Genomic DNA, 22,614 nt, shown 5'->3' on the forward strand with positions numbered 1-22,614 from the left:
GTTCTAATTCCTTTTAATCACGTTGACCGGCAATTTCTTGAAAGAATGCCTTGTTATCCGGTTCTCTGCCCAAGAAATCAACCACCAGCTGCTCTGCTTTCTTTTGTCCACCTTGTGACAAAATCGCTTTACGATAACGTGCTCCAACCTCTGGATTATTTAAGTTATCGCCAAAAGCAGAAAGCATGTCTAAGGCCATCACTTCTGACCACATATAGCCATAATAGCCGACTTGATATCCGCCCATAATATGACCAAATTGTCCTGGGAATTCTGTGGTTGGTACATACCCTAAGGCGGTTTGGTTTTCGAGTTTTTTCCATACCTCTAAAGGCTGGGTTTTTAAAGCATCTGCGGTATGCAGTGCCATATCGTATTGTGCGTATAAGGTTTGACGAGAATAGAACAAGCCACGACCATAGTTTTTAACGGCTTTTAATTTGCCAATCAATTCATCATCGACACGTGGACAGGCTGGTTTGCAATAATCGGCTAAAGTCGACAGCGTTTCTTTACGACGTGCCCATTCTTCATACATTTGTGAAGGCGCTTCAACAAAATCTCGCTCGACTGAGGTACCAGATTGCGAGGCGTAACGGGTGTTTGACAAAATTCCATGTAAGGCATGTCCAAACTCATGCACAAAAGTTTCCAGTTCATCACTGTTTAAACCTTTGCGGTTAAAGTTGGTGACTAAGGCTGAAATCGGTTTACGCTGGGTCAGGGTACTACCACCCTTAACGCCCCACACCGCTGCATGACCATACTTTCCTTCACGTGGAAATTTATCGATATATAAACCACCTAAAAGCTGACCTGTTTTCCGATCTGTGACATCGTAATATTCAACTTCATCTTGCCAGACATCAACCTTGGCAGGCTTAAATTCAATCCCATATAGATTTGATGAAATTGCAAATAACCAATCTTGTGATGCTTGGGTCGGGAAATATTCACGCATTTTTTCTTGGTCAATTTTGTACTTTTCTTGACGTAATTTTTCGCTCCAATAGCCCTCACTCCAACGGTTAATTTCCGCTTTTTCCACTGGGATATTTAAGGTCTTGGCTTTAAATTCACGCAGTGTTTGCACTTCTTTTTTCTCTAATGGCGCAACCGTACTATGTACCTCATTGAGGAATTTATTGACCGTTTCAGGATTCTTGGCCATACGATTTTTCAATGCCCAATCGGCATAACTGGCTTTACCAAATAATTGTGCAAGTTCATGCCGTAAATCAATCGCTTGTTTAAGCAACACTAAATTCTTTTCAGTACCACGGCGGGTATAAGCAATTTGATAGCGTTTACGTGCATCATCATTGTCTGCTAATTCCATAAAAGGACGGTATTCTGGGTAGTCAAAACCCAACAGGTAATTGCCTTTTTCATTTTTCTTTAGATTGGCAATATAGCTTTCTGGTAAGCCCTTTAGCTCGGCTGGGGTAAATTCTAATTTTTCAGGATTGTCTCGAATGTTGCGGGCATATTCTTGTTGAATCTTGGTCAATTCATCTAAAATCACTTTTAAACGTGCTTGTTTTTCTGCGGGCAGTTGTACCCCTGTATCTTCAAAACCATCTAAAATATCTTGGCGATATTTACGGTCAATCTCATCACTGGCTTTGGTTTTTTTAATTTGCTGATAAAGCTTTCCATCTTGATACACTTCAGTTTGAAACTGACTGATTTTAACTTCACAATCTTCTGCGGCTTTACGTAAATCTGCACTTGGGTCAACATTACTGGCTAAATTAATCGGCCCATAAAAATCTTCAAACTCTGCAAAAATTTGATCCCACTTTGCCAGTACTGCTCCAGCAGGTGCATTATTTTTGAGTTTAACTTTGGCAAATTCAGCCAACTTGGTTTTAACGTCTGCAATTTTTGCATCACATTGGGCCGGGATATCTTTGGCCTGAAACTTGGGTAAAGTACTGCGTTCGGTTTCTGCAAAGGCCCATTGCCCCATACCCATTGACAACATACAGAGTGTGGTTAATTTAAATCGCTTCATTTTCATTTTCTCCAATCTTTCATTTATTCATTTTCAAATTTCAATCTGTTTATTTTTAAGCTTTTGATAGAGGTTATTTTTTCATATCAAAATACATCCATTCCGATGGAATAATCGGATGCTTTTTAAAGCCGATGACACGCGGTTGCGCCAAAGCATTGCGATAACGCGTCGATGCCATTTGTACTGGCATATACACTTCTAATATTCGCGCCATCTTATGATATAAAGCATCACGCTCAGGACCCGGTTTCAATTTTTGGGTTTGTTCATATAAGCGATCATATTCAGGAATTTTCATACATGCACTATTGGTTGCATGGATATTCTTTCCATAAAACAGCTGCATAAAGTTATCTGCATCGGGATAGTCGGCAATCCAAGCTGATCCCTTAAACATGGTTTTACATTGTTTTTCAGCTTTTAAACCTTCCGCAAAAGGCAAGGATTTGGTGGTCATTTTGACCTTGATATTGTCTAAAGTCTTTTTCCAAAATTCAGCACTTTGCTGACTACGTGTGCTATTTCCATAAACAGTTAATTCGATCAGCAAGGGTTTGCCATTCGGCAAGGTACGCCAGCCATCGGCAGCAACCTTATAATGATAACGATCTAACAATAGATTGGCCGCTTTGACGGAATAAGGAATACTGGTTTTATAGTTTGGATCATGCCCAATCACCCCATAAGGGATGGGGAATTGTAAGCGTTGTGCATCACCCTTCATCAAAATCTTAATTTGATTATCAGGTGAAAAGGCCATTGCCATGGCACGGCGTAAAGCAATTTTTTCTTTACTCAAACCACCAACAACAGGGTTTTGCATATTCCAGTAATAATAATCAATTGAAGGATCGGCAATACGGGAAAGTTGAATACCTTTTTTAGCAAGTTCGGGTTTAAGCTGACCGTCTTGGATGGCTTGAACACTGAGATCACCATCCAACACAAATAAGTCAGTTTCATCTTTACTAAATGATAACCAGCGTGATTGTGATTCTTCCATCACTTGAATATCGACCACACCGATTTGCGGCATTTTTTTGCCTTTCATCGCATCGACAATTTTTTGATCTTCTGGCGTGGATGCTTTGAAATCCCAAACATAACCACGATAATCTGGATTGGCTTTCAGGATAATCCGTGAGCCAGGTGTCCATTTTGCCAAGACATAGGGACCTGTTCCGACAGGATGGGCCATGGCAAAACCAGACCGATCTCGATAATGTTCAATCACTTCTCGTGCCACTGCACCAGCTGGTTGATGTGCCAACAGCATTGGGAAGTTTTGATCAACTTGTTTTAGTTTAATCACCAAGGTATAACGATCTGTGGCCTGAAGCCCTGCAACAGGTAGATCATAATTAAACTTGCCTGTTTTTTTAGCTTGCTCAAGCACTTTGTCCATGCCTAGAATTTTGTCATCAAACAACCAACTATTGGGCGAATGCAAACTTGGGTCTAACAACCGTTTATAAGAATAAACATAGTCTTGCGCGGTTAATTCACGGGCTTTGCCTTTAAATACAGGATCTTTGGCAAAATAAATTCCTTTTTGAATTTTAAAGGTATAGGTTAAACCATCAGCACTGACTTCAGGCAGGCTCACCGCGGTACGGGGGACTAATTTGGCGGGTGTTGCTAAATAATCGTAGGTATATAAACCTTCAAATATTGAATTATGTACATGCGCAGAATAAAGATCTTGGGTGCCTGCTGGATCAAAACCCGTTTCTGCAACGGGGAAAACATAACGTAAAACTTTATTTGGATCCGCTGGGCTTTTGGCAAATACACTCATCGTGCCTGTCATGAGCATACCGCCCAAGAATGCACTGACCCCAATCTGCTTTAACTTTTGCTTTAAATCATCCTTCATCATTTTATTCAACTTCATCTGGTTATTTTTTAACTGGCTGAACATCAAGGTATTGCCAAACGGTATTGATCATTGGATGTGCTTTATAGCCTTGAACTTGTGGTTGCAACAGCCAATTGCGAATACGGGTACTATGAATAATCCAAGGGTTATCTGCCTCTATCTGCCGACTGATTTTTTCATAAAATGGCGTTCGTTGTTGTGGCGGTAAAGTTAACGCTTGCTGATACAGTGCATCATAAGCTTTGGATTGATAGCAACTTAAATTTCCTTTGCCTGAGTTTGGACCATAAAGCAACTGAGCAAAATTTTCTCCTTCAGGAAAATCAGCAATCCATGCCCCACCCCAAATCATATGTTTACATTGCATGGCTTCTTTTAAATTATCGGCAAAATTACTGACCTTAAATTCAACACGCACCCCAATAGCATCTAAGTTTTTCTTCCATAACTCAGAATGAATGACTGAGCTTGAGCTATTTTCAGTATTATATTTCAGGGTAAATGGCTTCCCGTTGGGTAAAGTTCGATAACCATCTTTACCTTTCTTATAACCAAATCGATCCAGTAATTTATTGGCCAATAACGGGTTATAGGCAACACTACTTCTATATTGAGCATTGTGCCCTTGCACCCCATCTGGCACCAACATTTCAGCTCTAACCGCTTGACCTTTATAAAGTTGCTTAATCGCTTCCTGTTGGTTATATGCCAAGGTAATGGCACGGCGTAGTGCTATTTTGTCTAGACTATAGCCCCCCACAATCGGATCTTTCATATTGAACATGGTATAGGTGATTTCAGGGTCTTTATTGGGAAAATGTTGAATGCCCTGCTGTTTAAGTTCTGGTTTTAATTGTGTGCCGTTTAAAGCCTGTGGAACCGCATTTGAAGTTAATTTGTCAAAATCCAATTGACCTGACTTAAATGCCAACCACCTTGACTGTTCTTCCTCAATAATACTCACGACAACCTTACCGACTTGGGGCATTTTTTTACCCGACATCTCTTTGACAAGTTGGTTATCCCATGCCGTACCTGTCGATTTATAATTCCAAATAAAGCCACGATAGTCAGGGTTTGCCACCAGCTCAATTTTACTGCGTGGTACGTATTTACTCAGTTGATAAGCGCCTGTACCTACAGGATGCTGCCCGATACGATCACCATAAAACTCAACAACTTCACGCGCTGTTCCGCTAAAAGTGACATAGGCCAAAATATAAGGAAAATTATAATCTGCACGGGTTAAGGTAAATTGTAGGGTGTATTTGTCTAAAGCTTTAAGCCCTGAAATGGGCGCATCATAATTAAACTTGCCTGTCTTTTTCGCATTGGCAACCACTTGCTCTAAGCCTTGGATTTTGCCATCAATAAAAGAATAGGTAGGCGAATGGTTTTTCGGATCACTCACACGTTGAATCGAATAAATATAATCTTGGGCAGTCAGCTCACGTCGTTTGCCTTTGAACGCAGGATCATCGGTAAAATAAATGCCAGGCTGAATTTTAAAAGTATAGACCTTGCCCTCTTGTTCTATTTTTGGCAATGCTTGTGCCGTATTGGGTACCAGTACCACGGGACGAGCCAGATAATCATATTTGAGTAAGGGTTCAAATATCGCCTCTGCAATATTTCCACTGTAGAAATTATAGGTTTTCACCATATCAAAACCATCATCTGGTGCTTCAAAAGCCAAATTCAGGATTTTATTCGGTTGTGCCGGCGTTTTCGCAATCGCCATTTCCCCACAACCCATTGCACCGACCAACAACGCAAATTGTAAAAGCTTGGATTCCAAATTCACACCTATGTATTTTTATTCATCAAATTATTTAAACAGAATACTGGCAGCACCATCATCCTGTCGATTGCTGCTTTGGTGCTGAACCAGAACGTTAAATTAACAATAGTGAAAAATTGAACGATATAACAGTATTAAATACAAAGCGAATATCATGCCACTACACTTACCCCTTCTAAATTTTGTTTATTTTTACCGTAATAAAATCACATTTATTCAATGATTATCTGTGACTGACATCCTATCGTCATCTTCAGCGCCAATCTAAATATTAAATTCAGATATCATTTATCAGAACTACTCATAATGCACAATTTAAGTACACACACGTTCCAAAATTGATCACTTATTTTATCAAACACTATAAATATTCATTTAATCTTTTGATTTAAAATAATTAATAGCAAAAATAAAACCATAATTAATAGTTATACCACTCATTAAATATAGTTAAACTCTTTAATTAACAACCAAATATAAAGAAAAACTAAAGTCTATTGAGTATTTTTTAATCACATCTTCATATTGTATTAACATTAATCAGGGCGACTTCCAAACTTATTTTTCTACTATCAAGTCACGGATGAATAAGGAGATTAAACACTAGTCACGTAAATTCTTATCATTTTTTTGTATATTTTTAAAACATATAATTAGATAGTTGGCACTTGAATTGCTAGAAAGCAATGCAGCAATATCGCTAAGTACAAAAAAAAATGGATGTCTGAAAATATGAAAGTAAACAAAAATGTTTGCACTTTGGGATCGCCAACGATGGGGAAAACGTTACTAAAATTAAGTACGCTTAGTCTAAGTATGATGTGCCTATCGCTAGCGCATGCAGCAGAAACTGAAGAAACAACACAGCCAATAAAAGTAGCCAAAGTCACCGTTACAGGGTCTTCAATTAAAGGGGTTGCAGCTCAAAGTGCTTCCCCCATTACCATTATTAAAGGTGAAGATCTAGCCAAACAAGGGGTAACCACTGTCGAAGAAGCACTGACCAAAGTCAGTTCCAACCAAGCTGGTTTTTCTACCTCTCAAAATGTGGGTGCAAGTAATACCGAGGGTTCATCAGCCAATTTACGTGGATTAGGCACAGATAAAACTTTGGTCTTATTGAATGGTCGTCGTCTGGCTTATAGCCCGTTTAGTACATCAACCACCAACCTCAATATTATTCCAATGGCAATGGTTGAACGTATCGAAGTTCTCCGTGACGGTGCATCTGCGGTTTATGGCGCCGATGCAATTGGTGGTGTCATCAATTTTATAACTAAAAAATCTTTTGAAGGTCTCAACATCAGTGTGGGGGCAACTCAACCCGAAGCCAGTGGTGGTGATAAACAAGATATTTCCATCTTTGGGGGTTATGGCAATCTGGATGAACAGGGCTTTAATGTTTATGGTGTAGTCGATTATCGTAGAACCAACAATATCATGGCAAAAGACCGCAAGATCAGTCGCCGTGGTGGTGTAATTCCTGAGCTCGGCCTAGATGCCAGCTCAGCAAATGCCTTCCCAGCAAATATTTTTGATCCCAAAAACAATATTTTGGCAAATCCATATGGCAATACAAATTGTAATAACACACCAAATGTCGCTGCCGATGGTGGGTTATGTTATCTCAATACCCAAGCACTGATTGGGATTACCCCAGAAGTTGAAACAATTTCAGCACTTGGCCGCGCAACCTTTAAACTTTCAGATAAATTTAATCTGATTGGAGAATATATCTTCTCGCGTAACGAAGTTACCACTTCGATTGCGCCTGATGTATATAGCCGTTCAGTCACCTTACCCTCGACAAGTCAATATTATCCTGGCAAAGGCATTGTTCCTGCAGTGACTGGACTCAGCGATGGAGATTTACAACTCTATCTGCGTTCACAAGGTGGCAACCGTTCAGGCAAAACAACCAATGACTCACATCGTGCATTTGCAGGAATTGAGGGTGAAGCTTATGGTTGGGATATCAATGCAGGTTTAACCTATGCAAAAAGTGAAGCAACCGATAGCTTTAATGCGGGTTACCTCAATCAAAGTAAAGTTCAAGCTGCTTTAAATGACGGTTCACTCAATCCATTTGGCCCTTCCGCTGATGCTAATATTTGGAAATCTTTTGAAGTCAATGGAGATACCAATAAAGCCAGCTTAGACTCAACCTCTTTTGATGTCACTGTATCTCGTCCAATCTATACACTACCTGCGGGTGATGTTGGATTTGCCTTAGGTGGTAGTTTTACCAAACAAAATTGGGATCAAAAAATTAATGCTGAGATCGTCAGACAAGTACCTGGCAGCGGTATAGATCCAGATAAACCTGTGAGTAAGGGTGATCGAGATATCTCTGCGGTATTCACTGAATTACATATCCCGATTTTAGCCAATTTAGAAGCGCAGCTTGCAGCACGTTATGATGACTATAGTGATTTTGGCGATACCTTCAATCCAAAAGTTGCTTTACGTTGGGAACCGTTAAAGCAATTAATGTTCCGTACCTCATACAGCACAGGTTTCCGTGCACCTAGCTTATATGACATCAACTCACCTCAAAGCCAGACCTTTACAGGTTCAAAATACAATGACCCTGTGCTCTGCCCCGGTGGTGCTGCAACTTCACCTCAATACCAAACTGAATGTAATGTTCAATTTAAACGTATGCAAGGTGGAAATCCCGACTTAAAAGCTGAAGAGTCAACATCTTATACTGCTGGACTTGTGTTTGAGCCAATCAAAAATCTGGTATTTACAGCAGATTATTACAACATCAAAGTAGACAATCTGATTGATACGATTACCGATTCAATTATTTTTGCTGACCCAAGTAAATATTCAAGCTTATTTGTCCGAGATGCAGATGGACGAATCAAATATGTGAGTACCACTTTGATCAATATGGGTGGGATTAAAACTCAAGGGGTTGATTTAAGTTTGAACTATCTTACGCCTGTGACTAAAACAGGGCGTTTTGGTTTTGGTATTGATGGGACCTATGTCATTAAATATGACAAACAAGAAGAGAAAGGCGGTGAATGGATCAGTCGTGCAGGTAGCTATTATAACCAACAAGTCTATTCCCGCTGGAAACATGTTGCCAATGTCAATTGGAGTTACGACAACTGGAAAATGATCTTTGAACAACAGTTTAGCCGTGGTTATAAAGACTCAAATTCTATTGGTGAAGCAAAATATGATAACCATCGAGTTAGCGACTACATCCTGTATAACATTGCGGGCACTTATAGCGGATTCAAGAACTTAGAACTCACTGGTGGGATCAAAAATATCTTTGACCAAGATCCGCCTGCGTCCAACGTGACTGATAACTTCCAATACGGTTATGACTCTAGTTATGCAGACCCAACCGGTCGCGCATATTACGTCAGAGCAACTTACAAATTCTAATTGGGCATTTCGCAAACATTGTCTAGGCCTAATCAAGTCATGGTGTTTGCGAAATTGATTCATTCACTTAGCCAAACAAAAGAATTGAACAGAATTTTTTTATCGTCTCTCTTTTACTATTTATTGTTTGTCTCTCATTTCAGGAGTAGCAATGGGCAAGAATTTTTCAGAATTAGAAAATAATTCTTCCAAACGCCTGATCGGGATTGGAGCAGTCATCTTACTGCATCTAATCATTCTCTATGGCTTGATTACGGGTTTATCCAAGACAGTTGAAAAACCAGCGGATGAACCTGTTGAATTACTGATTATTCAGGACAAAAAAACTGAACCAGAAAAACCAAAACCCATTGAAAAGCCACCAGAACTGCCAAAGTTGGTGGAGAAAGTGTTGAAAACACCAGAGCCAAAGCCGACTGAAAAACCAATGGAAAAACCTACAGCAACACCAAAGCAGACGGCTAAACCTACACCAACGCCAAAAACCTCAGAAAGTCCTGAGCCGACACCGACGCCAAAGCCAGAAACAACAGCAAAACCTGAACCTGCAAAACCCAAACCAGCAGGTGAAACTCGCGGTGTATCGAGTGGAGAAGCGGGTTGTAAAACACCCGAGTACACGCGTGAAGCTTTACAAAATGAAGAGCAAGGTGAAGTTCTTATTTCGGTATTTGTGGGTAGTGATGGAAAAGTTAAAGAGGCCAAAGTTAAAAAATCGAGTGGGAGTAAAAGCTTAGATAAAGCAGCTGCGAAAGCTTATAGCTTATGTACGTTTAAACCTGCGTTAAAGAATGGTGAACCTCAAGATTCTTGGTATGACATACCTTATGAATTTGTATTGCAGTAATCAATTAAATAAAAATTTGGAGATAAATGATGAATAAAACGCTGAAATCTGTACGACTATTTGCTTCTGTTGGAATTTTAACTGCAAGCACCCTGCTGCCTGTATCTAGTGTATTTGCAGAAGAAACCACTGCAACGCCTGCGACTGTAACGACAACCAATACAGCAACCAGTGAAACGCATACACCACCACCTAAACCAGCAACAACACAAACTGTTCACAACCCTTACGGTTTAGAAGCACTATGGCGCGAAGGTGATATTGTGGCTAAATCAACCTTATTTATCTTGGTCCTGATGTCGATTGGAACGTGGTACATCATGGTGACCAAGTTTATTCAGCAGGCAAAAATTAAGCGTCAAGGTAAAGAAGTTGAAGCCAAATTTTGGGATGCTGCATCAATTGACGGCGCTGCGGGAACACTAGGCGAAGCAAGTGCTTATCGTTTTATTGCTGAAAAAGGCATTAACTCAACCAAAAAACATGGCGGAAACCTACTTGAGCGTATCGACTTTAATACTTGGGTCACAATGTCGATTCAACGTGCAATTGATAAAATTCAAAGTCATTTAAGTGGTGGTTTAGCATTTCTTGCAACCGTCGGTTCTACCGCACCATTCGTTGGTTTGTTTGGTACAGTTTGGGGAATCTATCATGCACTTACTGCAATTGGTATTTCGGGTCAGGCCTCTATTGATAAAGTTGCTGGCCCTGTCGGTGAAGCACTGATCATGACGGCAATCGGTCTTGCTGTAGCCGTGCCTGCGGTACTTGGTTATAACTGGCTCACCCGCCGTAATAAAGCAGTATTGGATAATGTACGTACTTTTGGTTCTGACTTACATACTGTTCTACTCAGTGGCGAGATCAAAAACAGTAGTGATGCGAAATAAATGAGGTATCTATTATGAGCATGACAGTCAATTCAGGCAGTGACGAAGATGATGTAATTTCTGCGATTAACACCACACCTTTGGTGGATATTATGCTGGTTCTGCTGATTATATTTTTAATCACCGTCCCCGTTGCCATTCACACGGTTCCAGTCAAGTTGCCTGAGGAAAAAAATACACCGTATGTCACCAAGCCGATTAATGTACAAATCGCGGTCAATAAAGCGGGGGATATTTTTTGGAACGAAAAGTATATCGCAGATAAAAATACACTGATCAATCGTTTACAGGCTGAGGCAGCAAAACGCCCACAGCCAGAGGTACATATTCGTGGTGATCAAGTGACAAAATTTGAAGCGATTGATGAAGTCATTAGTGCTACTAAGCAAGCAGGTATCGGCAAAATCGCGTTTGTCACGACACCTGTTGCCGCACCATAATCGAAAAAAGGAACAGTTTATGGGTATGAATGTAGGTGCCAATAAAGACGATGATGATGTAATGTTAGATGTCAATATGACACCACTTATTGATGTGATGTTGGTGTTGTTGATTATGTTTATTATCACCATTCCAATTCCAAATAATGCGATCAATATTGACTTGCCCAATGGCGCACCACCACCGACCGATGAGAAGCCACCTGAGCCAGTCACCTTACGTATTGACCCTCAAGGTAAAATCTTTTGGAATGATCAAGCTGTTGAAAATAAACAAGCGCTAGAAGTTTTATTTGCGGGTGTTGCACAGAAATCAGATCAAGATCCGATTAAAGTGCAACCCGATAAACTGACTGAATATAAGGATGTGGCAATGGTGATGGCAGCCGCACAACGATTAAATGTTAAAAAAATCGGAATTGCAGCAAGCCAATAATATTTAAGGGATGAACAAAGCTGCACAGTGCAATCGACTTGCAGCTTTGAGGCCTTGATCTATGCAATGTTTCTAAATTGTTTATTCATAGCGCAACATTATAAAGAACACAACACTCAATATATCTGACTTTCACTCACAGCTAAAAAAGCCAGCATCTGCTGGCTAATCATCGATATGGAATCAATTAGGTGATTTTAAATGCCAAAGAAATGGCTTGATCTTGTTGTTCAGGATCAGGCCATTTTTGTGAAACAGATTTTAACTTGGTATAGAAACGAGCGGCATCTGGACCATATAAATGCGACTCACCAAATTTTGAACGTCGCAAACCACCAAAGTTAAAATAACTCACTGGGAGTGGTACTGGCACATTAACACCAATCATGCCCGACTCAACCTCCATAAAGAAGCGGTGTGCTGACTTTCCATCACGGGTAAAAATCACCGAACCATTGCCATATTCATGGCTATTGGTCACAGCAATTGCCTCATCTAAACTATTGACGCGTAAAATTCCTCGCGCTGGACCAAAAACTTCTTGTTGATAAAAATCCATATCCATAGAGAGATAATCAAATAAAGTCGGACCAATATAATAGCCGTTGGAATACTCTGGATGTTTAAAATCACGACCATCCACCACCAACTCAGCACCATCTGCAATACATTGATCAATTGCCTTTAAAACAGATTGTTGCGATTGCGCACTAATCACCGCACCAAAATCTGCAGTCGGATCATTGTATGCGCCAACTTTCAATGCTTTGATTTTTTCTACGATACGTTGGCGTAAGTGATCTGCCGTTTCAGCACCTACGGGAATCAGCAGTGATACCGCCATACAACGCTGGCTGGCTGAACCAAACCCCGCTGAAACAAAGGCATTTGCAGCCGCTTCAAGATCGGCATCAGGCATCACCACCATGTGATTTTTCCCGCCAGTAAATGCTGCAACACGTTTGTTATGTGAGGTGCCTTTTTGGTAAACATATTCACCAATCTGGGTAGAACCCACAAAGCTCACAGCTGCGATTTCAGGATGTTCAAGTAATGCATCGACTGCTGTTTTATCCCCTTGTACAACATTAAATACATCGTCTGGGAGACCCGCTTCTTTCCATAACTCTGCAAAAAATAATGCAGCCGAAGGCACTTTTTCAGACGGTTTCCAAACTATTGAATTCCCCACGGAAACAGCCATGGCCATCATGACAGCAGGAATCATGATGGGAAAATTAAACGGGGTAATACAGCCCACCACACCCACAGGAACCCGTACAGAAAACACATCGATGTCGCCAGCAACATTACGTGCATATTCACCCTTTGTAATCTGCGGTGCATTACAGGCAAATTCAATTCCTTCAATCGCACGGCCAATTTCACCGATTGCATCGGCAATGGTTTTGCCATGTTCACGACCAATGATTTCTGCTAATTCAGCTGTTTTGGCAATCATTAATTCACGTAATTTAAACAGAACTTGCAAGCGTGTAGCATGTGAAGCTTTTGCCCATTTTTTTGCATTTGCTGATGTCGCGGCTTTCACGGCAGTATCAATCACGGTTGCATCGCCATAAGCACAACGCGCAATTTCTTCACCTGTAGAGGGATTAAATACTGGGCCTGAATGTTGAGTTTCTGTGATATGACGGCCTGAAATATAATGTCCGATCAAAGTGTTCATCCTGATTTTTCCTTCACGTTGCGACTGAAACTAAATTTAAAATGCTACTGAAGACAGTCTTTCCATGACCACTTTGGCGAGAAAGCCCCATATTCCCAAGGCCAATAAAGGAAATATTCATATTCATTCCTGAAAATTAAGCGTGGTAAATTGAATGATTGATTGCAATGCTGTGCTTTGAATCACTGCTTTGCATTAAACAGACAATTTGCTTTTCACTGATTTACGTTGTCTCGCGGGGCTAAGATCATCACGCTTCATAAAGAAGCTACAGAAGATTGCGAAAATCGCCATGCTCATGATGTAGGTAATAATCAAATGCGGGCTACCATTGCCAATACTTAGGAGTTTGGTGGCGATCAATGGCGCAAGTCCACCGCCTAATACACCTGCGAATTGAACTGAAATCGAGATGCCACTGTAGCGAATTTCGGCAGGAAACTGTCGAGCAAATAACTGAGACTGTGGCGCATACATGATTGGAAACACCACGCCGATTGCTAAAACAATTGCGGTCCATACCAAGACTGGATCCTTGGTATCCAACATGCTAAAGAACGGATAGCAATACAATGCAAGGACCACTAGACCAAACATAAACATATTACGCTGCCCAACTTTGTCGGATAGATGTCCACATAATGGCGTCATCACCATGATTAAGCCTGCACCACAAATCGTTGCAAACAAAATGTCTTGGCGAGGAATACCCAACTTGGTTGTGGTGTAGGCTAAGGCAAAAGTAGAGGCAATATAGAACCATGCATTTTCAGCAGCACGGGCAAAGATAATCGTGAGTAATTCGCGTGGATGATTTTTAAAGACCTGCATTGCTGGAACTTTAACTTCTTGTGCTTGTTGTTTTACTTTTTCAAAATCTGGTGACTCAGGCACTTTGACACGGATATACCAACCCACACCTAATAATAAAATGCTGGCAAGGAAAGGCAGACGCCAGCCCCAACTAAATAGACTTGCTTCGGGTAAAAGTGAAACCAAACCCAATGCGATCGAGGCCAACATTAAACCACCACCAGCACTTGCTTGAGGCAAACTTCCCCAAAAGCCTTTACCGCCTTCAGGAGCATGCTCCACAGCCATCAACACGGCACCACCCCACTCGCCGCCCATTGCCATACCTTGAACAAAACGCAAAATCACCAGAAAAAATGTCGCCCAATATCCAATACTTTCATAGGTTGGCAATAGACCAATTAAAACGGTAGGAATCCCCATCATAATCAATGTGGTTAGCAGCATGGTTTTTCGACCAATTTTGTCTCCAAAATGACCAAAGATAATGCCTCCCAACGGACGTCCAATAAAGCCAACGGCGTATGTGGCAAACGCAGCCAAGACACCTGTTAATGGATCAAGATTGGGGAAAAACAGTTTATTGAAAATTAATGCTGCGGCTGCGCCGTAAATAAAAAAGTCGTACCACTCGATTGTCGTTCCAACCATGCTGGAGATACCTGCCAGACGGTGTGAAGACTTTTTCGGTTGTTGAGGACCTGATCCTTGTATATGCTCCATCGCTACCTCGCCCAATTCTTAGTATTGTCATCCATTCATCACCTTAGAGATAATCCATCCTGATTATATTTATTAAGGTGATCTAATTCTTTTTACACAAATAACTTAAAATAAGAAGCCAAGATTAATATTGATTTATCCTGATAAAAAATTCTAAATAACCTGAGTGCTTCTTATCATCAATGTGAATCAATTGCTTTTTTCAGTCAACACCCTTAATTACTTAAGTAGTTTTTAAAATTCAATAAATAAATCAAATACAATCACTTATACAAAAACCTACCAATATAGACTAAAGTTAAATATAAAAAATGTGATCCATTACAAACTATTCAAAACACTAAATTTATATGCATAACAACACAAAAATAATCTATTTAGTTTTCATCATATTATAAAAAATCAACGATCGAATACTTGTTATTTCTCGCTATCACGTTATATTCATTATTATACTAAGTAAGGATGCTTATTATGAACTATAATAAAATCGCATTTGATTTTAGCCCTGCACCGATTGTTGTATTAAGTTATCGACACATGATGGAAATGAATGCTGCATTTGCCAATCTGTTTGGCTATGAGCGTGGTGAATTAATTGAGCAATCCATAGTCAAAATTTTTCCTAGCCTTGAGGATTATGAAAAGGTCGGGAATGATGCATTGCAAAGCTTATTGTTAAAAAAAAGCCATTATTATTCTGATCAGCGCTTTATGCAGCACAAAAATGGCGAAATCTTTTGGACACATACCCATGGGCAAACCTTAACACCTGAAGATCCCTTTAAATTGATGGTCTGGCATTTTGAACGTAAAGATCAGGTGCTGTCTTCTAAGCAAAAATTGACTAAACGTGAATCAGAAATTACCCAATTGATTGTCAATGGATTTACCTGTAAAGAAATTGCACGAAAATTAGAGCTGTCGCATCGGACCATAGAAGTACATAAAGCAAATTTAATGAAAAAGTTGGGCGTTCGCTCCAAAGCAGAACTAACCTCAAAAATTATCATTCGAGAAAAATGATATAGACAAAAAAATGATCACAGTTGAATTGCTGTGATCATTGATGAACCTCAAAAAAATTAAGCTTTTTTCACAAATTCTGACTTTAACTTCATGGGACCAATACCATCAATTTTACAATCAATATCATGCCCATCATTACTGTCTACCAGTAAACGAATACTTTTGACTTTGGTTCCTACCTTAACCACTGCAGAAGAACCTTTAATTTTTAAGTCTTTAATCACTGTCACTGAATCGCCATCTGCCAAGATATTGCCAACAGCATCTTTAATCGTCACGCTGTCATCTGCTGTTACTTGCTCGCCATCTTTCCATTCATAACTACATTCTGGGCAAATCAATAAATCGCTATCTTGATAGGTATATTCTGAATTACATTTTGGACAATGTGGCAAAGACATAATAAGCTCAACTTCGGTTCAAATCACAATCATAGCATTTTAAGATTTTTCATCAACTTAAAAACCATAATAAATATAAGGAATAATTTAAAATCAACCGCGATCAATAAAACTAGGCTTTATGATTTAGAACATCCAACAAAACACTGACATGATTTCGCCCTTGATTTTTGGCCGCCGTTAATAAGGTTATAGGACCTTGTGCTATAAGTTTCCGCAGCTCTTCTAATTGTACTGTAACCTGTGATAATTCAACGCGATAACGTTGTTGAAACTCATCCCAACGGTTTTCGCTATCCTCGTGATACCATTTTCTGAGTTCATTGGACGGGGTAATTTCTTTCGGCCATAAGTCAATCTTAGCATCATCTTTTTTAATACCACGTGGCCACAAACGATCAACCAAAATTCGTTGACCATCTGTTTCTGAAACCGCATCATAAATTCGTTTGCTATAAATCGTCATTGTTATTCCGAACCGAAGTTATTCTAAAATTATTCCAAATGATGAGAAATATGGTTGTGTAAAGTGACAATGTGGGAATAAAAACACATTGTCCCCCATCACAGCTTAGCCTGCAAACATAGGCGAGGCTTGGTGCTTACTCAGGCAATCAATGATTGAATTGTATTGCCCGTTTAATGGATGATAGATGAATGATATAAATACCAAAGCAGATCTATAGCGATAGTTTATAGGTCACTCACGCGAGTTTATTGATCTGGAATTGTTGGATTGACCAAGAGACCAAGTAATTGCAAAGACTCTTGCCATCCCAAATAACAAGCCTCAACAGGAATCACTTTAGGAATACCTGACTGGGTAATATTGACTTCCGTTCCGACAAGCACACCTTTTATTTCAATGATTACTTCAATTTCGCCAGCGAGTTCAGGATTATCAAATCGATCAAAATATCGTATGCGTTGGTTGGGAATCAGCTCTGCATAAGTTCCACCAAATGAATGGATTGTACCTGTAGAGAAATTGGTAAATGACATTCGATAAGAACCACCAACCGTTGCATCCATTTGATGAAGTTTTGCTGTAAAACCATGTGGAGGCATCCACTTTACAATTGCATCTGGGTCTAAGAAAGCTTTATAGACTCGCTCTGGTGGTGCACTAAAAACGCGATGTAACTTTACCGTATTACTCATACTCATTTCCTTGACTATTATTGTTGTTGAAAATCAAGTTTAGCGCTGTACAAAGCTTTCATTTGTATGGTTTGAGTAGTCTGAAACTTAAAAAAAAGCATATCAACAAGGATATGCTTTTAAAACAATATGCGTCATCTAAAGACTGTTATTCTTCATCGTCTTCATCATCAAATATATAGGTTGTACATCCCCAACCATCATATTCACCTTCAAACTGCTCAGCAATTTTACTAAACCATTGCTCTAAATCAACAACATCTTCGTAGTCTGGAATCAGATGAACATATACCGTAATCACCCATTCATTGGGTTGCACTTCTTCATCCAAATACAGTGAAATTTTTTGCTCTTCGTGTAAAAGATAGATTGCACATTTTTCAGCGAGTTCTTGTGTTTTAAAATACACAGAAAACTCGATTTCATGTACCTCTTCTAAATCATCACCATCTTCGTGCATTTGCCAAAGTAGATTACCGTTATCATCTTCTGGGAATTTTTCAAAATCACGAGTCATGGCCAAGCCCTCTTTTAAGGTTATAAATATTATGACTTTTACAATAGCAAAGTTTTATGACAGTTTTAAAATATTGCCTATTCGCACACAAATTACTACTTTTATTTGGCATCAATTTGTAATAAAAATTGAATTAATTCTATGATTAATAAAAACTCATATCTATTGTTGATCTATATTCATTGATGATTAAACCAATAATGAAAGGTGCATGATGCCAAACTTTAACCCACAACAACGACAAGAAATTCTGTTACTGATTCAACAAGGTCGTAAAGTTGAAGCAGTTAAATGGGTCAAAGACCATTCAGATTTAGGCTTGAAAGAAGCCAAGGATTATGTAGAAAATCTGACAGAAAACGCATACAACTTCGCATTTGCAGATACAGCTCAAAGTGATAGTTCCCGTGATATACACTTGCAAATTCCTCAACAAGACATTCTTGCCCTGATCCAACAAAATCGTAAAATTGAAGCGATTAAACTGGTCATGGAACATTCAAACCTTGGGCTAAAAGATGCCAAAGACTTTGTAGAACAGCTCACTGAAAATCCTAATTTAGCAATCAATCAGTTTCAGTTCGATGATGATTTTTATGACAGTCAGCATCCTCGCTATAAAGCAATTCAGTCGAATTTTGAAACTGGTGAAATCTATGTGTTATATCAAGATCATCAAAAAGTGTTGATTGATGAACATCATCCTGACTGGGATGAAATTATGCGTCATTTTTCGCAAGGTGAAACATATGATTCGGCTGCTGCCTACATTGCTGCAATGAAAGCCAAAGCACCTGATAGCGCTGTCAATTCGACACATAATGTTCAGTCAATTCCCCGCCCATCCAGCGTGACAACGCAACCTGTCGGTATTGAAGATCAAACCAAGAAAAAAGGCTTACCTATTGTTATGCTTGTTGTGATTGCGATTGTTGCTGTGATTGCCTATCAATTTTTTATCAAGCAATGAGATGCAACACCGCGATAAAATTTAACATGGCAATAAGATTGAATATGCAATGCAAGATGACGAATAAAGTTTAAAACAGTTAAAAGAAAGCCATTCAACTAAACGCTATTGTTCTCATCATTTAAATTATTCGAGGTGCGTATGTACCAATTGAATCAAACACAATTACAAACATTGCTTGATCTGCTTGAACACCATCAAACAGAACAAGCTGAGCAATTTCTTATTGCACAACTTCAACTAGATCCAACCGCAGCAAAAAATTTAGTCCGCATCCTATACGAATCATCAGATGCGCTTCAGGCTTTTAAAGCAAACCCTCAAATTTTATCGGGCGAAATGCCGAATATAAAAAATGAAAGCAACGCTTTTGAATTCAACTTTTCATCAAGTACGGTGAAAATGACCAATCAGGATGGTAAGACCATTGAAATCAATGATCAACATCCCGACTGGCAAGAGATCAAAAAACAATTCCAAATCGATTTGACTCAACCAGATGCTTTATCCAAATTTGCCGAAAATTTTATGCAAGGACAGACGCAAAATACCTCATCACAAGCAAAGTCTTCATCTTATGATTCAACAAGCCCAACTCACGCTTCGGTTCAAACCTCAGGGGTAGAAGACTTGAGTCATCAGAATAAATCCAGCAGCATGCTGCTATTGATTGGGTTTCTTGTTTTGATTGGGATTGCAGCCTTTTACTATTTTAAAACATGATTGATCAGTACGAAAATTAACGCAGCTCAATAATATCAATGGTTGGTGGTACTCTAAACCGAAAAGGCACACCCACCATACCGGTACCGACACTGACAAATACATCGGCATTTTCATGCTGATACAAGCCTCGTTTATGACCGAGAATAGAAACTTTTTTCATTACATAACTGGTCAACCACGGCAATTCAACTTGCCCACCATGAGTATGCCCTGACAGCATCAACGGACGTGTAGGCAACTGTGGCACCATATCTACCGTATCGGGGTTATGTGACAAAATTAACCACGGTTTGTCTTGAGGTAAATCGGGCATATAACGCATATCCGCCTTGCCTGCCCATAAGTCCCCGACACCGATTAAGCGAAAATCATCAAATTCAACAATTTTACCTTCAATATCCATCACGTTATTGGCCTCTAAGGCACTGGCCAATAAGGCTTGAATTGGTGGTCCTGGATACTGCTCATCATGATTACCATTTACTGAATAAACCGGAGCTTCGATCTGTTTTAAAATCGCCAGTTCTTCAACCAATTTATTTTCAGGTTCATAGGTCCAATCCCCTGCAACCACGACAAAATCGGGTTGAGCCAAATTAATTTTTTTGACAATTGTTTTAAGCTGACGCTCATGTCCAGAAAACAGACCAATGTGTAAATCTGCAAGCAACGCAACTTTAATCGGTTGAGTAAAAGTTTTCTCCTGCCCCAACGAATATTGTATATGCTGAACATGAACCCGATGTGGTTCAATAAAGCGTGCATAAATCAACAACGCACTGAGTAAGAAAATAAAAATACTTTCATGTAATGAGAATTTTCCGATATATCCTGCATAAATGCTAAAAAATAACAACGGAATTAATAAATAAGACAGGTAGAATGCCAGTAAATGGACGAAAGACTTAAAAGGATGGATCGTTTCAGTTCTAGATTGACTTAACCAGGCTTGGCTTACTCCCCATACCGCAAGCACAATGAAGCAGAGATAAAAAATTGATGTAACAGTTAGGGTTGGAAACATATTCGATCTCGCAAGTCGCGTGTACTTGTCATCTCTTTATTTATCTTTTGAAAAGGCTACATTGGCATTTCATAAATGGATTGCATTTCGGCAAACATCGACGAATTGTCAATATATCCTCAGGCAATTATACTCTAGCTCTGAGAAATCTTAGAAAATATTATGCAAAGAACGATCAATCGTAATACCCAATTACAGCAAAAAGCTCACAATCACCATGTGTCAAAATTTTGGGTGATGATTGGTTCTTGCCTATTACTCAGCCTTTCTGCCTGTTCAACCCTTCCTCGACAAGAAAATATTAAACCCGAATATGCCTACGATATAGAAACCAAAGACACTCCTTTGGCGCAAATTATTTCTCCATTAAAAGCGCAAAACCCAGAGTTAACCGGTTATCACGTGCTTTATGATCCGCTAGAAGCGATCGCAGCACGCATCAATTTGATTGAAAAAGCACAAAAAACGTTAGATTTGCAATATTACATTTGGGACAATGACAAAATTGGCTCATTGGCTTTATACAAAATTATTGAAGCCGCAGATCGCGGTGTTAAAGTTCGTTTACTGATTGATGATAATAATGCTAAACAAATGGAAGGGGTTTATCTCGCCTTAGATCAACACCCAAACATTGAAGTAAAACTATTTAACCCTTACCGTTTTAGAAGTATTCGCCCCATAGACATGGTGCTGGATTTAAAACGTATCAATCGTCGCATGCATAACAAGACCTTTACTGCTGACAATCAAATTTCATTAATTGGTGGACGTAATATGAGTAATCAATATTATAACGTCAGTGACAATTACCAATTTTCAGATGTAGATGTGATGTTGGTGGGGCAAGCGGTAGATGATATTACCCACTCCTTTGATGAATACTGGAATCATAGCTACGCTTATCCGGTGAGAAATATTGTCAATCACAGTACCTACACCTTACGTTATGACAGTCTAAAAGAACAATTGACCCACCATTACCAAGAAATTACCGTTCAAAATTATTTGAATTTAAGTAATCGCACCCATGCTTTTGATCAATGGCTCAATCATAATATTCAACTGGATTGGGTCAAAGCAGAAGTGGTCAAAGATGCCCCAGATAAAATTCAGGCCAAGGCCAAAAAAGAACAACATCTTAACTTTCAAATGGTGAAACGCTTAGATATCCCGACTCAAAATGTTGATCTGATTTCTGCTTATTTTGTTCCGCAAAAAAAAGGTGCAAAGAAACTGGTCGAGTTGGCAGATGAGGGCGTTAAAGTACGTGTCCTGACCAATTCATTTAAAGCCAATGATGTCGCGTTGGTGCATGCATTTTATGCAAAATATCGAGATAACTTATTAAAAAATGGGGTCGAGCTTTATGAGTTTCTGCCTGCCGTTTCTGAAGAAAACCTCTATGCCAATTCAGAAGAAATCTCAAAGAAAGCCAAAGTTAGCTTAAAAGGCTTAAGCCGTTCTAGTTTGCATGCCAAACTGATGGCTGTAGATAATAAACAAGTGTTTATTGGCTCATTTAATTTCGACCCACGTTCAGCTAACTTAAATACTGAGATTGGGGTCATTATCAACAGTCCACCGTTGGCGATTGCCGTACATAAAACTATGGATGATAATTTAAAAAAATATGCTTATAAGCTGGTTTTAGATTCACAGAATAAAATCAATTGGCTCAAAGAAACGCCTCAAGGCATTGTCACTTTAAGAAAAGAGCCAAAAATGAAGTGGTGGCAAAAAGCAGGAATTAAGGTGATTTCTTGGTTACCGATTGAGGGCTTTATGTAAGCTGATCATTTTGCCTTAAATGATCATCATCTCATGTGGTAAATG

19 protein-coding genes are annotated in these 22,614 nt (G+C 39.4%); 9 read left to right on the top strand and 10 right to left on the bottom strand.

Features of this window, described 5'->3' with window-relative positions; all coding sequences use genetic code 11:
* Positions 1-13: 13 nt before the first annotated feature.
* From L3V46_RS17805 to L3V46_RS17815, 3 genes are all read right to left on the bottom strand, one after another.
* Positions 14-2,023, bottom strand: coding sequence for a M3 family metallopeptidase (locus L3V46_RS17805; RefSeq protein WP_239046395.1), 2,010 nt, complete (start codon positions 2,021-2,023; stop codon positions 14-16).
* 67 nt (positions 2,024-2,090) lie between these two features.
* On the bottom strand, positions 2,091-3,896 hold the full coding sequence (locus L3V46_RS17810; RefSeq protein WP_239046794.1) for an ABC transporter substrate-binding protein: 1,806 nt from the start codon (positions 3,894-3,896) through the stop codon (positions 2,091-2,093).
* 22 nt (positions 3,897-3,918) lie between these two features.
* Entirely contained in the window at positions 3,919-5,709 is a 1,791-nt protein-coding gene (locus L3V46_RS17815; RefSeq protein ID WP_239046795.1) for an ABC transporter substrate-binding protein, read from the bottom strand.
* Positions 5,710-6,432: 723 nt separating this feature from the next.
* Here L3V46_RS17815 and L3V46_RS17820 point away from each other — a divergent pair.
* The 5 genes from L3V46_RS17820 (at position 6,433) to L3V46_RS17840 (ending at position 11,724) form a co-directional block, all read left to right on the top strand.
* Positions 6,433-9,108: a TonB-dependent receptor gene (locus L3V46_RS17820; protein WP_239046396.1), complete on the top strand. Its 2,676-nt coding sequence runs from the start codon at positions 6,433-6,435 to the stop codon at positions 9,106-9,108.
* 151 nt (positions 9,109-9,259) lie between these two features.
* Positions 9,260-9,955 (top strand): energy transducer TonB, encoded by a 696-nt coding sequence (locus tag L3V46_RS17825; RefSeq protein ID WP_239046397.1) that lies wholly within the window; start codon positions 9,260-9,262, stop codon positions 9,953-9,955.
* Between the two features lie 26 nt (positions 9,956-9,981).
* Entirely contained in the window at positions 9,982-10,848 is an 867-nt protein-coding gene (locus tag L3V46_RS17830) for a MotA/TolQ/ExbB proton channel family protein (RefSeq protein ID WP_239046398.1), read from the top strand.
* A 14-nt stretch (positions 10,849-10,862) separates the two neighbouring features.
* Positions 10,863-11,288, top strand: a complete 426-nt coding sequence (locus L3V46_RS17835) for a biopolymer transporter ExbD (RefSeq protein WP_034610077.1) — start codon at positions 10,863-10,865, stop codon at positions 11,286-11,288.
* A 19-nt stretch (positions 11,289-11,307) separates the two neighbouring features.
* A complete protein-coding gene (locus L3V46_RS17840) occupies positions 11,308-11,724 on the top strand; it encodes a biopolymer transporter ExbD (RefSeq protein ID WP_034610075.1) in 417 nt (138 codons plus the stop codon).
* A 187-nt stretch (positions 11,725-11,911) separates the two neighbouring features.
* Here L3V46_RS17840 and L3V46_RS17845 read toward each other — a convergent pair whose 3' ends face one another.
* Together L3V46_RS17845 and L3V46_RS17850 are read right to left on the bottom strand one after the other, a co-directional pair.
* A complete protein-coding gene (locus L3V46_RS17845) occupies positions 11,912-13,414 on the bottom strand; it encodes a CoA-acylating methylmalonate-semialdehyde dehydrogenase (protein WP_239046399.1) in 1,503 nt (500 codons plus the stop codon).
* A 195-nt stretch (positions 13,415-13,609) separates the two neighbouring features.
* Positions 13,610-14,950 (bottom strand): MFS transporter, encoded by a 1,341-nt coding sequence (locus tag L3V46_RS17850; protein WP_034610073.1) that lies wholly within the window; start codon positions 14,948-14,950, stop codon positions 13,610-13,612.
* A 474-nt stretch (positions 14,951-15,424) separates the two neighbouring features.
* Between L3V46_RS17850 and L3V46_RS17855 the strand changes: the two genes are divergently transcribed.
* Positions 15,425-15,976, top strand: coding sequence for a LuxR C-terminal-related transcriptional regulator (locus L3V46_RS17855; protein WP_004722910.1), 552 nt, complete (start codon positions 15,425-15,427; stop codon positions 15,974-15,976).
* A 59-nt stretch (positions 15,977-16,035) separates the two neighbouring features.
* On the opposite strand, the gene L3V46_RS17860 is transcribed toward L3V46_RS17855, so the two are convergent.
* From L3V46_RS17860 to L3V46_RS17875, 4 genes are all read right to left on the bottom strand, one after another.
* Positions 16,036-16,380: a zinc ribbon domain-containing protein YjdM gene (locus L3V46_RS17860; protein WP_034610071.1), complete on the bottom strand. Its 345-nt coding sequence runs from the start codon at positions 16,378-16,380 to the stop codon at positions 16,036-16,038.
* Between the two features lie 112 nt (positions 16,381-16,492).
* Positions 16,493-16,846 carry a DUF488 family protein gene (locus tag L3V46_RS17865; RefSeq protein ID WP_004722913.1) on the bottom strand — a complete coding sequence of 118 codons (354 nt, stop codon included), beginning with the start codon at positions 16,844-16,846 and terminating at the stop codon, positions 16,493-16,495.
* A gap of 248 nt (positions 16,847-17,094) precedes the next feature.
* On the bottom strand, positions 17,095-17,541 hold the full coding sequence (locus L3V46_RS17870; protein ID WP_004722915.1) for an SRPBCC family protein: 447 nt from the start codon (positions 17,539-17,541) through the stop codon (positions 17,095-17,097).
* Between the two features lie 148 nt (positions 17,542-17,689).
* Complete coding sequence (locus tag L3V46_RS17875; protein ID WP_004722917.1) at positions 17,690-18,058, bottom strand: ribonuclease E inhibitor RraB; 369 nt, start codon at positions 18,056-18,058, stop codon at positions 17,690-17,692.
* 211 nt (positions 18,059-18,269) lie between these two features.
* Here L3V46_RS17875 and L3V46_RS17880 point away from each other — a divergent pair, with 211 nt between their 5' ends.
* A complete protein-coding gene (locus tag L3V46_RS17880) occupies positions 18,270-19,028 on the top strand; it encodes a ribosomal protein L7/L12 (protein WP_239046400.1) in 759 nt (252 codons plus the stop codon).
* A 141-nt stretch (positions 19,029-19,169) separates the two neighbouring features.
* Positions 19,170-19,751 (top strand): DUF4366 domain-containing protein, encoded by a 582-nt coding sequence (locus L3V46_RS17885; protein WP_239046401.1) that lies wholly within the window; start codon positions 19,170-19,172, stop codon positions 19,749-19,751.
* Positions 19,752-19,767: 16 nt separating this feature from the next.
* Here the strand turns inward: L3V46_RS17885 and L3V46_RS17890 are convergent, their stop codons facing one another.
* Positions 19,768-20,778: a metallophosphoesterase gene (locus tag L3V46_RS17890; RefSeq protein ID WP_239046402.1), complete on the bottom strand. Its 1,011-nt coding sequence runs from the start codon at positions 20,776-20,778 to the stop codon at positions 19,768-19,770.
* A 162-nt stretch (positions 20,779-20,940) separates the two neighbouring features.
* Between L3V46_RS17890 and L3V46_RS17895 the strand changes: the two genes are divergently transcribed.
* Positions 20,941-22,569 carry a phospholipase D family protein gene (locus L3V46_RS17895; protein ID WP_209826772.1) on the top strand — a complete coding sequence of 543 codons (1,629 nt, stop codon included), beginning with the start codon at positions 20,941-20,943 and terminating at the stop codon, positions 22,567-22,569.
* The last annotated feature ends 45 nt before the right edge of the window (positions 22,570-22,614 follow it).

This window comes from Acinetobacter sp. AG3 (genome assembly GCF_022343575.1).
In the GTDB taxonomy this organism is placed as follows: domain Bacteria; phylum Pseudomonadota; class Gammaproteobacteria; order Pseudomonadales; family Moraxellaceae; genus Acinetobacter; species Acinetobacter guillouiae.